This is a genomic window from Mesorhizobium sp. YM1C-6-2, from assembly GCF_003666685.1.
Classification (GTDB): Bacteria; Pseudomonadota; Alphaproteobacteria; order Rhizobiales; family Rhizobiaceae; genus Mesorhizobium_K.
This window is the reverse complement of sequence record NZ_RCIZ01000008.1, coordinates 164,615-177,075: the sequence shown is the minus strand read 5'-3', so window position 1 is coordinate 177,075 and position 12,461 is coordinate 164,615. Positions and strand designations below refer to the sequence as shown.

General features: G+C 64.6%; 13 protein-coding genes. 10 read left to right on the top strand and 3 right to left on the bottom strand.

What is annotated here, in order from left to right:
- Positions 1-4 precede the first annotated feature (4 nt).
- The 8 genes from hisA to D8676_RS19570 all read left to right on the top strand — a co-directional run bounded on the left by hisA (position 5) and on the right by D8676_RS19570 (position 6,851).
- On the top strand, positions 5-745 hold the full coding sequence (hisA, locus tag D8676_RS19605) for a 1-(5-phosphoribosyl)-5-[(5-phosphoribosylamino)methylideneamino]imidazole-4-carboxamide isomerase (protein ID WP_121582777.1): 741 nt from the start codon (positions 5-7) through the stop codon (positions 743-745).
- Between the two features lies 1 nt (position 746).
- On the top strand, positions 747-1,583 hold the full coding sequence (locus D8676_RS19600; protein WP_121582776.1) for an arginase family protein: 837 nt from the start codon (positions 747-749) through the stop codon (positions 1,581-1,583).
- Positions 1,583-2,374: an imidazole glycerol phosphate synthase subunit HisF gene (gene hisF, locus D8676_RS19595; RefSeq protein ID WP_121582775.1), complete on the top strand. Its 792-nt coding sequence runs from the start codon at positions 1,583-1,585 to the stop codon at positions 2,372-2,374. Before D8676_RS19600 ends, hisF begins: the two co-directional genes overlap by 1 nt.
- A 9-nt stretch (positions 2,375-2,383) precedes the next feature.
- Complete coding sequence (locus D8676_RS19590) at positions 2,384-2,710, top strand: phosphoribosyl-ATP diphosphatase (RefSeq protein ID WP_121582774.1); 327 nt, start codon at positions 2,384-2,386, stop codon at positions 2,708-2,710.
- Positions 2,711-2,721: 11 nt separating this feature from the next.
- Positions 2,722-3,681: a type I pantothenate kinase gene (gene coaA / locus D8676_RS19585; RefSeq protein ID WP_121582773.1), complete on the top strand. Its 960-nt coding sequence runs from the start codon at positions 2,722-2,724 to the stop codon at positions 3,679-3,681.
- A gap of 113 nt (positions 3,682-3,794) precedes the next feature.
- Positions 3,795-3,983, top strand: a complete 189-nt coding sequence (locus tag D8676_RS19580; RefSeq protein ID WP_147448228.1) for a hypothetical protein — start codon at positions 3,795-3,797, stop codon at positions 3,981-3,983.
- Between the two features lie 314 nt (positions 3,984-4,297).
- Positions 4,298-5,242, top strand: a complete 945-nt coding sequence (locus D8676_RS19575) for a glycosyltransferase family 2 protein (protein ID WP_245426913.1) — start codon at positions 4,298-4,300, stop codon at positions 5,240-5,242.
- A gap of 28 nt (positions 5,243-5,270) precedes the next feature.
- Positions 5,271-6,851, top strand: a complete 1,581-nt coding sequence (locus D8676_RS19570; protein ID WP_121582770.1) for a hypothetical protein — start codon at positions 5,271-5,273, stop codon at positions 6,849-6,851.
- On the opposite strand, the gene D8676_RS19565 is transcribed toward D8676_RS19570, so the two are convergent.
- The 3 genes from D8676_RS19565 to D8676_RS19555 all read right to left on the bottom strand — a co-directional run bounded on the left by D8676_RS19565 (position 6,820) and on the right by D8676_RS19555 (position 9,593).
- On the bottom strand, positions 6,820-7,446 hold the full coding sequence (locus D8676_RS19565) for an alpha-ketoglutarate-dependent dioxygenase AlkB (protein WP_121582769.1): 627 nt from the start codon (positions 7,444-7,446) through the stop codon (positions 6,820-6,822). The genes D8676_RS19570 and D8676_RS19565 overlap by 32 nt on opposite strands.
- Positions 7,446-7,883, bottom strand: a complete 438-nt coding sequence (gene arfB, locus D8676_RS19560) for an alternative ribosome rescue aminoacyl-tRNA hydrolase ArfB (protein WP_121582836.1) — start codon at positions 7,881-7,883, stop codon at positions 7,446-7,448. Before arfB ends, D8676_RS19565 begins: the two co-directional genes overlap by 1 nt.
- 81 nt (positions 7,884-7,964) lie before the next feature.
- Entirely contained in the window at positions 7,965-9,593 is a 1,629-nt protein-coding gene (locus D8676_RS19555) for a phosphoenolpyruvate carboxykinase (protein WP_121582768.1), read from the bottom strand.
- 351 nt (positions 9,594-9,944) lie between these two features.
- Between D8676_RS19555 and D8676_RS19550 the strand changes: the two genes are divergently transcribed.
- Both D8676_RS19550 and D8676_RS19545 read left to right on the top strand, forming a co-directional pair.
- A complete protein-coding gene (locus D8676_RS19550) occupies positions 9,945-10,646 on the top strand; it encodes a response regulator transcription factor (protein ID WP_121582767.1) in 702 nt (233 codons plus the stop codon).
- A 29-nt stretch (positions 10,647-10,675) separates the two neighbouring features.
- Complete coding sequence (locus D8676_RS19545) at positions 10,676-12,460, top strand: sensor histidine kinase (protein ID WP_121582766.1); 1,785 nt, start codon at positions 10,676-10,678, stop codon at positions 12,458-12,460.
- Position 12,461 lies beyond the last annotated feature (1 nt).

Below are 12,461 nucleotides of genomic sequence, written 5' to 3'. Positions count from 1 at the left end.
GACGGTGATCCTTTTCCCGGCGATCGACCTCAAGGACGGCAAATGCGTGCGCCTCAAGCTCGGCGACATGGATACGGCCACGATTTACAACGAGGACCCGGCGGCGCAGGCGAAAGCCTTTGAAGACCAAGGGTTTAGCTGGCTGCACGTGGTCGACCTCAACGGGGCTTTCGAAGGCAGGAGCGTCAACGGCGCGGCGGTCGGGGCGATCCTCAAGGCGACGAAAAATCCGGTGCAGCTCGGCGGCGGCATCCGCAGCCTCGACCAGATCGAGGATTGGCTGGACCGCGGGCTGGCGCGGGTGATCCTGGGCACCGTGGCGGTGCGCGAGCCGGAACTCGTCAGGCAGGCGTGCAAGCAGTTTCCCGGCAAGGTCGCGGTCGGCATCGATGCGCGCGGCGGCAAGGTGGCGGTCGAAGGCTGGGCGGAAGCGTCGAGCCTCAGCGTCGTCGAGCTGGCCAAGAAGTTCGAGGGCGCGGGCGTGGCGGCGATCATCTACACCGACATCGACCGCGACGGCGTGCTCTCCGGCATCAACTGGCAATCCACGATCGCGCTGGCTGAAGCCGTGTCGATCCCTGTGATCGCCTCGGGCGGGCTCGCCTCGCTTGACGACATCAGGCGCATGACCAGACCCGACGCGAGGAAGCTGGCGGGCGCAATCTCCGGACGCGCACTATATGATGGCAGGATCGATCCGGCCGAAGCGCTGGCGATCCTGCATGAAGCGAACACGGACAACTGACGTGAAACTCTCCCTTATCGTGGCGCCCTATGACAGCGGGCGCCGGCACGAAGGTTTCGGCAAGGGGCCGGATGCGCTGCTCTCCGGCGGGCTGGTCGAGATGCTGACCATGAACGGTCACGACATCGAGGTCGAGGAGATCGGCAAGATCAAAGGGCTGGACGACCGTGAGATCGCCACCGGCTTCGCCGTCTGCAAGGCGGTGGCCGAGAAGGTCGCCGAGAGCGAGGCCAAGGACCGCTTTCCGGTGGTGCTGTCGGGCAACTGCCTGACCACCTGCGGCGCGGTGGCCGGCGAGAAGGCGGATTCGATCATCTGGTTCGATCAGCACGGCGACATCAACACGCCCGAGACCTCCGCCCATGGTTTCCTGGACGGCATGGCGCTCGCCACCGCGCTTGGGCTGTGCTGGCGGCCGATGGCGAACACGATCCCCGGCTTCCAGCCGGTCGATCCGGCGAAATGCATGCTGGTCGATGCGCGCGACCTCGATCCCGACGAGAAGGCGCTGCTGGAGAAACTGCCGGTCATCCGCGCCGAAGTGAGCGAAGCCGCCGAGAAAGTGGCGGCGCTGAGGGAGGCCGGCGTGCGGCGCACGCATCTCCACATCGATCTCGACGTGCACGATCCGGACGAGCTGCAGGTGAACCGCTATGCCGAGGCCGGCGGGCCGCAGCCGGACGCCGTGCGCGAGGCGGCCGCCTGCATGGCGCGGTCGGCGCCGATCGTCGGCCTGACGATATCGGCCTACGATCCCGCCTTCGACGCCAAGGGCGAGGTGCCGCCCGTCGTCGGCAGGCTGATGGTCGATTTCCTGGCCGCGATGGAGCGGATCTGATGCTGAAGGCCCGTGTCATTCCCTGCCTGGACGTGAAGGACGGCCGCGTCGTCAAGGGCGTCAACTTCGTCGACCTGGTGGACGCCGGCGATCCGGTCGAGGCGGCGACCGCGTATGACGCGGCAGGCGCCGACGAACTCTGCTTCCTCGACATCACGGCGTCGTCGGACAATCGCGAGACGATCTTCGACGTGGTCGCGCGCACCGCCGAACGCTGCTTCATGCCGCTGACGGTGGGCGGCGGCGTGCGGCAGGTGGCCGACATCAGGAAGCTTCTGCTTGCGGGCGCCGACAAGGTGTCGATCAACACCGCCGCGGTGAACAATCCGGACTTCGTCGCCGAGGCCGCCGACAAGTTCGGCAACCAGTGCATCGTGGTGGCGATCGACGCCAAGAAGGTTTCGGCGCCCGGTGAGGCCGACCGCTGGGAGATCTTCACCCATGGCGGCCGCAACGCCACCGGCATCGATGCGGTGGGTTTTGCCGAAAAGGTGGTGGGACTTGGCGCCGGCGAGATCCTGCTCACCTCGATGGATCGCGACGGGACCAAAGCCGGCTACGATATCGCACTGACTCGCGCCGTGGCTGACGCGGTGCGCGCGCCGGTGATCGCGTCGGGCGGCGTCGGCACGCTCGACCATCTGGTCGAGGGTGTGCGCGACGGCCATGCGACGGCGGTGCTTGCCGCCTCGATCTTCCATTTCGGCACCTATTCGATCGCCGAGGCCAAGGCTCATATGGCGAAGGCGGGACTGCCGATGCGGCTGGACAGCGCCGCTGCGGCGCAATAAACGGCCTGCATGAGCGGGTTTTCACTGGACGAGCTGGAAAAGATCGTCGCCGAGCGCGGCCGTTCCGGCGATTCCGGATCGTGGACGGCAAAGCTGTTTGCCGGCGGCATGGACCGCGCCGCCAAGAAATTCGGCGAGGAAGCGGTCGAGACGGTGATCGCGGCCGTCGGCGGTGACAGGAAGGCGCTCGTTTCGGAAAGCGCCGATCTCCTCTATCATTGGCTGGTGGTGCTGGCGCTCGCCGGGGTTCCCCTCTCCGAGGTGATTGCCGAACTCGAGCGGCGGACGGCGCAGTCGGGCGTGGCGGAGAAGGCCTCGCGCAGCGAGCCGGGCTGACGGGAGCGTCGATGGATCAGCTTGTCGCGACGGAGAAATATTCCCCGTACCGCTTCTACGCCGCGGAGCGATGGGCGGAATTCGCGGCCGGTTCGTCGCTGACGCTGACGGCGGAGGAAGTGCAGCGGCTTTCCTCGCTCAACGACCCGATCGATCTCGACGAAGTCAGGCGCATCTATCTGTCGATGTCGCGGCTGCTCTCCGTACATGTCGAGGCGAGCCAGCTCCTCTTTCGCGAGCGCCGCGCCTTCTTCAACGTGCCGCATGCCATCAAGACGCCGTTCATCATCGGCATCGCCGGTTCGGTCGCGGTCGGCAAGTCGACCACTGCGCGCCTGCTGAAGGAGCTTCTCGCCCGCTGGCCGTCGAGCCCGAAGGTCGACCTGGTGACGACCGACGGCTTCCTGCTGCCGAACGAGACGCTGCGGCGGCAGAACCTCATGGAGCGCAAGGGTTTCCCGGACAGCTACGACGTCGGCGCGCTGCTGCGCTTCCTGTCGGCGATCAAGTCCGGCCAGCCCGACGTGCGCGCGCCTGTTTATTCGCATCTCACCTATGACGTGGTGCCCGGCGAATACGTCACCATCGACCGGCCCGACATATTGATCTTCGAGGGGCTGAACGTGCTGCAGCCGCGTGATCTGCCGAAGGACGGCAAGTTCGTGCCGTTCCTGTCCGATTTCTTCGACTTCTCGATCTATATCGATGCCGAGGAGGAGATGATCCATGGCTGGTACGTGGACCGCTTCATGCGGCTGAGGGAAACCGCCTTCCGCAACCCGCAATCCTTCTTCCACCGCTACTCCGAACTGTCGGAGGATGCTGCGCGCGCGATCGCCGAGGGGCTTTGGGCCAACATCAACCTGAAGAACCTGCGCGAAAACATCCGCCCGACGAGGCCGCGCGCCGACCTTATCCTGCGCAAGGGCGCCGACCACCGGGTCGAGGAAGTGGCGCTGAGAAAGCTGTAGGGCCGGCGGCTCTGATCTTCACGCATCGCTCCGGCAGGAACGGAATTGTGATTTCGGGCTGCCGCATTCGCCGCGTAACCTTCGTTGCGGGGTTCAGGACGAAGGAGTCTACGATGAAGACAGTTCTCGTACTTGCCGCCGCATTGGGTCTTTCGATCTCCGCCGCATCAGCCGACTGCGCAGCCCACAAGCAGGTGAATGCCTCGGCAGACACCGGGACCAAGGTTGCCAGCGTCGCGAAAGAGATGCCTCCGGTGCCCGTCTCCGAGTCCGCAAAGGCTGAAGAGAAGCAGGCAGAGTAGGCCTCCCGCAAAGCAGTCGCGAGGGCGGCAGCCCGCTGCCGTCCCCCGCCGGGTGCCGAGCAAAACCCCCTCCAACAGGAGGCAGGGATAGAAAGCTTGAGCCCCGACCTGGCGGTTCGAGCGCTGCCGATTCGGTCGAAACAGCCTGAAAACCGACTGTCCAGTTTAAAGTTAACTTAACCGCGCCGCATTACGGTCCCGCCTCACGATCTGCCATTAAAGGCTTGGGGCGGACGATGAACGCACTTTTCCCGCATCCGGAACGGCCGGCGACGGAGTCTCCATTCGCAGGTCAGGCGTCTCCGGACGTCTGTGTGGCGACCGTGGCCCTGATCGTTCCGGTCCACAACGAGGAAGATGCGATCGCCCCGTTCCTGGAGGCGGTCTATCGCAACACCGAGGTGCTGACCGAGCAGGGCATCGCCTTCGACTTCATCTTCGTCAATGACGGCTCGACCGACGCCACGCTCGGCTGCCTGCTCGAGGCCCAGAAGGACGATCCGCGCATCCGCGTCGTCGACCTGTCGCGCAATTTCGGCAAGGAAGCCGCGATGACCGCCGGCCTCGACATATGCGACGCCGACGCGGCGATCCCGATCGACGTCGACTTGCAGGACCCGCCGCATGTCATCCCGCTGCTGATCGAGAAGTGGCGCGAAGGTTTCGAGGTAGTTCTGGCGAAGCGGTCCGACCGCTCGTCGGACGGTTTCATGAAGCACCGCTCGGCATCGCTGTTCTACCGCGTGCACAACATGATCGCCGCCCAGAAGATCCCCCACGACGTCGGTGACTTCCGCCTGATCGACCGCCAGGTGATCGACGCGCTGCGCGCCCTGCCGGAGCGTCGCCGCTTCATGAAGGGGCTGTTCGCCTGGGTGGGTTTCCACACCGCGACGATCGAATATGTGCGCGAGCCGAGGACTGCGGGGCGCTCGAAATTCTCAGGCTGGAAGCTCTGGAACTTCGCGCTCGAGGGTATCACCAGCTTCTCCAGCGCGCCGCTTGAGATCTGGACCTATGTCGGCGCGACGATATCGGTCCTGTCGTTCCTCTACGGGCTGGTGATCGTCGCGAAGACGCTGGTCTTCGGCATCGACGTGCCGGGCTACGCGTCGCTTCTGGTCAGCATACTCTTCCTCGGCGGCATCCAGCTGCTCGGCATCGGCATCATCGGCCAGTATCTGGGCCGCGTTTATGCCGAGATCAAGCAGCGGCCGATCTACATCGTCAGGCGTACCTTCGGAGTAACGCCGTCGTGAAGTCCCGTGGCGGCGGCCTCCTAAAGCAATGAGCGCGACTGAACCGATCGGCCGGTTGCGCCAGGGACTGGCGGTGCCGCGTGCCGGTGGCAATCTAGCACTGACCATAGCAGCGATCACGCTGGTTGCCGCACTCTACCAACTGCGCTGGGGCACGGTTCCGGACACAAGCTGGCTAATTACGGTCTGCGAACGCGTGCTCGCGGGCGATCTGCTCTACAAGGATGTCTTCGAATCGAATCCGCCTTTCAGTATCTGGATGTATCTGGGCCCGGTTGCGGTGGCGCACATACTCGACATCTCGCCAGAGTTCGCTGTGCAGGCGTGGACCTATCTCCTGGTAATCGCTGGATTCGTGTTGGCGATACTGGTGGCGCACCGGGCAAATTTTCCCGAGAACGAAAAGCTGTTTTGCCTGGCGCCGGCCGCCTACTTCGTTCTGGTCGTCTTTCCGGGCAGTGCATTCTCCGAACGCGAACATATCGCGATGGCATTGTTTCTGCCTCTGCTGACGATGACAGCGTGGCGTGCCCGGCCGGACGCTTCTTCCTCGCCAGGCTTTGGGCTTTCGGTGCTTACCGGGCTTTTGGCGAGCGTGCTCCTGCTCGTGAAACCCTTTTATGCTGTCATGGTTCTCGCCCCGTGCCTCTACGCGGCGTGGCGGCGGAAGAGCCTTGCGCCAATCTTCGCTGTCGAGAACTGGGTGATTGGCCTCGTATGCTCCGCCTATCTCGCTTCGGTGTTTTATCTCCATCCGGAGTTCATGCGGGACGTCTATCCGCTCCTTGCCGACACCTATCTGAAGATGCGCAGCTATCTGTCGGTGCTGGTGATCTACGGTACGAGCTGGGCGGGGCTGATGCTGCTCGTCTGGCGCTTCTGGCCGAAGGACGGCTCACCTGAACTCGCCTCGGTCATGACAATCGCTTCCGCCGCGGGGATGATTCCACTGATCTACCAGGCCAAGGGCTGGGCCTATCACGCTTACCCAGCGCTCGCGTGTGCGATCTTTGCGCTGCTCTGTCTTGCGGCGCTTCCGCGCGACGGGCGTAAGCCGCGATGGACAGGCGCCTTCCCGCTGATGATGAATCCGACGCGCACTCTCATTGCGCTCCTGGTGATCGTAGCTTACGCGCCATTCTGGGTCTCGCAGAAGCCGGGAGCTCAACTGGTGCAGGACATTCGAGCAGCGACGATCGAGCCTCGCGTCGCCGTCGTAGCATCGGATCTCGCGGCAGGGCATCCGCTGACGCGGATGGTCGGCGGACGCTGGGTGTCCTTCTACAACAGCGACTGGCTCGGCGTGTTCTCCATGCTCCTGACTGTGAACGCACATGCCGCCGGTGATGCGACCGCCGAGCAACGCTACAGGGCCATGCTCGACCAATATGCGGCGTTCAAGATTGCGGAGTTCGAACGCAACCGCCCCGAGATCGTTGTCGTCGATATCCGGGAAAAATACTGGCTGCCGCTTGTCATCCGGCGCTTTGGCTTCGACCGCGTGCTCGCCGGCTACCACCTGATCGGAGGTTGGAAGAATATGCGCGTCTTCCTGCGCAACGACCTCCGCGTTCCGGTCAGTTCATCACCCGCCTCAGCGTCAAATTGATCCGCCCGCCGTTCCGGAGCAGCGTCGAGGTGCCCGGATAGATGCGGTCGACGCCGTGGAAGGCGAGCCGCCCTTCGCCGCCGAGCACGAAGACATCGCCCGAACGCAGGCGGAAGGATTGCGTCGGGTCGGTACGCTTGGTGCCGCCGACGCGGAACAGGCAGTCGTCGCCGAGCGAGACGGAGACGACCGGAGCCGAGAAGTCGCTCTCGTCGCGGTCCTGGTGCAGGCCCATCTTCGCGGTTTCGGAATAAAAATTAACGAGGCAGGCCTGCGGCGGCTCAGGGTGACCGGCGACCTCCTGCCAGAGGTCGAGCAGCGCCTGCGGGATCGGCGGCCATGGCTTTCCGGTGACGGGATGCGTCGCCTGGTAGCGGTAGCCGCGTTCCTTGTCGGTGACCCAGCCGAGCTCGCCGCAATTGGTCATCCGCACACTCATCTCCTTGCCGGTCTTCGGCATAGCCGGCGTGTAGAGGGGGGCTTCCTCGACGACGCGGCGGATGTCCTCCACCAGCGCAACTTGCGCGGCGCGGTCGAAACGGTCTGGCAGATAGCGGATGCCGGCGGGCAGGGCAGGCTGGGAGAGGGCCGGCATTAGTCGTGCTCCACGCGGCCGCGCATCTTTTTCACGGTCGAACGCCCGGCCTTCTGCTTGAGCCTGCGCTCCACCGAGCCTTTTGTAGGCTTCGTCTTCTTGCGCGGCTTGGGCGGCGGCTCGGCGGCCTTGGCGACGAGTTCGGTCAGGCGGGCGCGGGCATCGGCGCGGTTCTGCTCCTGCGTGCGGAAGCGGCCCGCCTCGATGACGATGACGCCTTCCTTGGTGGCGCGCTGGCCGGCGAGTTTTATCACGCGTGCACGCACGCGCTCGGACAGTCCCTCGGCAGCCGCCGCGTCGAAGCGCAGCTGCACGGCGGTCGCGACCTTGTTGACGTTCTGTCCGCCCGGACCCGAAGAGCGGATGAACGCCTCCTCGATGTCGCCCGGGTGGATGACTGCCTCGCCGGAAATGATGATGGGTTCGTCAGCGGCCATGGCGACAGACATGGCGCGGCGGCGAGAAAAAGAAAAGGCCCGGCGAACCGGGCCAAGTTCGTGCCGGATGGTACAGGGAGTTTATTCGGCAGCTTCCAGGACGCGCGGGGCGGCGCCGAGCACGGCCTTGTCGACGTGGTCTTCGAATTTCGCAAAATTGTCGATGAACATGCCAACGAGCTTTTTCGCCTGGCGGTCGTAGGCCGCCTTGTCGGCCCATGTGGCGCGCGGATCCAGAACCGCCGGATCGACAGCCGATGAATCGACGCCGGGGACGGCGACGGGTACCGCAAATCCGAAGAACGGGTCGGTGCGAAACTCAGCACCGTTGAGCGAGCCGTCGAGGGCGGCAGAGAGCAGCGCGCGCGTCGCCTTGATCGGCATGCGCTTGCCTGTGCCATAGGCGCCGCCGGTCCAGCCGGTGTTGACCAGCCAGCACGACACGCCGTGCTCGGCGATCAGGCGCTTGAGAAGCTCGCCATATTCGGAAGGATGGCGCGGCAGAAAGGGCGAGCCGAAGCAGGCGGAGAATTCCGGCGCCGGCTCGGTGACGCCGCGCTCGGTGCCGGCGACCTTGGCCGTATAGCCGGAGAGGAAATGGTACATGGCCTGCGCCGGCGTCAGCCTGGCGATCGGCGGCATGACGCCGAAGGCGTCGGCGGCCAGCATGACGATGTTCTTCGGCTGCCCGGCGCGGCCGGTTGGCGAGGCGTTGGGGATGAAATCGAGCGGGTAGGCCGAGCGCGTATTTTCGGTCTTCGTCTGGTCGTCGAAGTCGGGCTTTCGCGTCACAGCATCGAGGACGACGTTTTCCAGAACCGCGCCGAAGCGCGAACTCGCGGAAAAGATCTCCGGCTCGGCTTCTGCCGAGAGCCGGATGCATTTGGCGTAGCAGCCGCCTTCGAAGTTGAAGACGCCGTCCGGACCCCAGCCGTGCTCGTCGTCGCCGATCAGCGTGCGTGAGGGATCGGCCGACAGCGTCGTCTTGCCGGTGCCGGAGAGGCCGAAGAAGATGGCGGTGTCGCCCGCCGGCCCGACATTGGCCGAGCAGTGCATCGGCATCACCGCGCGGGAGGGAAGCAGATGGTTCAGCGCCGTGAACACCGCCTTCTTCATCTCGCCGGCATAGGCCGTCCCGCCGATCAGCACGATCATGCGGGTGAGATCGATGGCGACGACGGTCTCGGAACGCGTGCCGTGGCGCGCCGGGTCGGCGCGGAAGGACGGCAGGTCGATGATCGTCATGTCGGGCACGAAGCCGTCGAGTTCGCTCGTCTCCGGCCGGATCAGCAGGTTGCGGATGAAGAGCGAGTGCCAGGCGAGTTCGGTGACGACGCGCACCGGCAGCCTGTGCGCCGGATCGGCGCCGCCGACAAGGTCCTGCACGAAAAGATCGAGGGAAGCCGCATGGGCGATGAAGTCGGCATGCAGCCGCTCGAAGGCCTCCGGCGTCATCGCCTGGTTGGCGTTCCACCAGACGATCGCGTCGGTATTCCCGTCACGAACGACGAACTTGTCCTTGGGCGAGCGCCCGGTGTGCTGACCGGTGCTGGCGACCAGAGCGCCGTCGCCGCTCAACTCCGCTTCGCCGCACAGGATGGCCTGCGCGTAAAGGTCGGGAGCATGCAGGTTGTAGTGCACCGAGCCCGATGTCGTCAGGCCGGACAGGCCTATTCCATGGGCGCGATTCCACTGTCCCTGTTCCTGCATCGGCGGTCCTCCCGTCGTGATCAATGGCTGTCCCGACCAGAATTTCGGGAAACCCTCCACGAGGGCTAGGACGGTCGAAACCAGAAAAGATGAACGATATCAAATCATTAATCGATTTAAAGATTTTGAAATTCTTTTAAATCGTTTATATGACCGGAATATCCGCTTCATTCCCAAAGGATAGGGCACGGTTTCGCCGTCCAAGCGTTGGGCCTATTGGCCGCAACGCGAAAGGAAAGGCTTGCTGTGACATGAGCGGAAAACTGTGCCACAATTTGTACCCAATTTGTCCCGCAAAAGCCCCTTGCTGCCAGCAGGAAGGGACATCCGCTCATGAGGGAGCCGCTTGAAATGGCTACAATCGCGCTTGTCGACGACGACCGCAACATTCTGACATCGGTCTCGATCGCGCTTGAATCCGAGGGCTACCGCGTCGAGACCTATACCGACGGGGCGTCCGCGCTGGAGGGATTGGCGGCGCGCCCGCCGAATCTTGCCATCCTCGACATCAAGATGCCGCGCATGGACGGTATGGAACTCTTGCGCCGGATGCGCCAGAAATCGGACCTGCCGGTCATCTTCCTGACCTCCAAGGACGACGAGATCGACGAGCTCTTCGGCCTGAAGATGGGCGCCGACGACTTCATCCGGAAGCCGTTTTCGCAGCGCCTGCTGGTCGAGCGCGTCAAGGCGGTCCTGCGCCGCGCCTCCGCCCGCGAGGCAGGCGCCAAGGCCCCGACCCAGCAGTCCAAATCGCTGGAGCGCGGCCAGCTCGTCATGGACCAGGAACGCCACACCTGCACCTGGAAGGGGGAGCCGGTGACGCTGACCGTCACCGAATTCCTGATCCTGCATTCGCTGGCGCAGCGTCCCGGCGTGGTAAAAAGCCGTGATGCGCTGATGGATTCGGCCTATGATGAGCAAGTCTATGTCGACGATCGGACGATCGACAGCCACATCAAGCGCCTGCGCAAGAAGTTCAAGCAGGTCGATGACGATTTCGAGATGATCGAAACGCTCTACGGGGTGGGCTACCGGTTCCGCGAGGCATAGGACGGGAGTCCAGGCGGAGACCATTGTCCATGGTCATGGAAGCGGAGATCAAGAACGCGCCTGCTGCCGCGAAGCGGCCGGCGCGGCCTCTGCCTTCCTATCTGGGGAGGCTGCGCATCAGGCTGCAGCGCTTCCTTGGCCACTATATTTTCTCCAGCCTGACGCGGCGCATCCTCTTCCTCAACCTCGCCGCGCTCTGCGTGCTGGTCGTCGGCATCCTCTATCTCAACCAGTTCCGCGACGGCCTGATCGAGGCCCGCGTCGAAAGCCTGCGCACCCAGGGCGAGATCATCGCCGGCGCCATCGCCGCCTCTGCGACCGTGGAGACGGATTCGATCTCGATCGACCCGGAGAAACTGCTCGAGCTTCAGGCCGGCGAAAGCCTGGGGCCGGGCTCCGACCAGCTCGACAGTCTCGACTTCCCGATCAATCCCGAGCGCGTCGCGCCGGTGCTGCGGCGCCTGATCTCGCCGACCAGGACGCGGGCGCGCATCTACGATCGCGACGCCAACCTGCTGCTCGATTCGCGCCATCTCTACTCGCGCGGCCAGATCCTGCGCTACGACCTGCCTTCGGTCGACCAGGAGGAGCCCGACCTCCTCGAGCGCATACAGAAGTCCATCGTCGAGTTCTTCCGCCGCACCGACCTGCCTATCTACAAGGAACAGCCGGGCGGCAACGGCGCGGCCTTCCCCGAGGTGATGAACGCCCTGACCGGCGTGCCGTCGACCGTGGTGCGCATTTCCGAACAGGGCGAGCAGGTCGTGTCGGTGGCAGTGCCGGTGCAGCGTTTCCGCGCCGTGCTCGGCGTGCTGATGCTGTCGACGCAGGGCGGCGACATCGACAAGATCGTCGCGGCCGAGCGCAACTCGATCCTGCGCGTCTTCGGCGTGGCGGCGCTGGTCAACGTGCTCCTGTCGATCATGCTGGCGTCGACGATCGCCAATCCGCTGCGCCGGCTGGCCGCTGCGGCGGTTCGCGTCCGGCGCGGCGTCAAGAACCGCGAGGAGATACCTGATTTCTCCGACCGCCAGGACGAGATCGGCAATCTGTCGATCGCCGTGCGCGACATGACCAACGCGCTTTATGCGCGCATCGAGGCGATCGAAAGTTTCGCGGCCGACGTCAGCCACGAACTGAAGAATCCGCTGACCTCGCTCCGCAGTGCGGTGGAGACCTTGCCGATCGCCAAGAGCGAGTCTTCGCGCGAACGGTTGCTGGAGATCATCCAGCACGATGTGAGGCGCCTCGACCGCCTGATCACCGACATCTCCGACGCCTCGCGGCTCGATGCGGAGCTGGCGCGCGAGGATGCGGGCAAGGTCGACCTCAAGAAATTCGTCGGCGATCTGGTGGCGGCGATGCGCGACGCCGGCGGCAACCGCAAGCCGGTCGAGATCGACTTCAAGGTGGACAAGCTGCCGCCTGGCGCGAAGGGCTTTTCGGTGATCGGGCACGACCTGCGCCTCGGGCAGGTCATCACCAACCTGATCGAGAATGCGCGCTCCTTCGTCTCGGAGGAGAATGGCCGCATCACCGTATCGCTGTCGCGCGTCGGCAAGCTGGTCATGCTGACGGTCGACGACAACGGGCCGGGCATCCGCGCCGACAACATCGACCGCATCTTCGAGCGCTTCTACACCGACAGGCCGGCGGGCGAGGCCTTCGGCCAGAATTCCGGCCTCGGGCTGTCGATCAGCCGCCAGATCGTCGAGGCGCATGGCGGCACGCTGACTGCGGAAAACATCGCAGGCGGCAAGCCGGGCGAAATCCGCGGCGCGCGTTTTACCGTGACGCTGCCGGCCGAATCCTGAC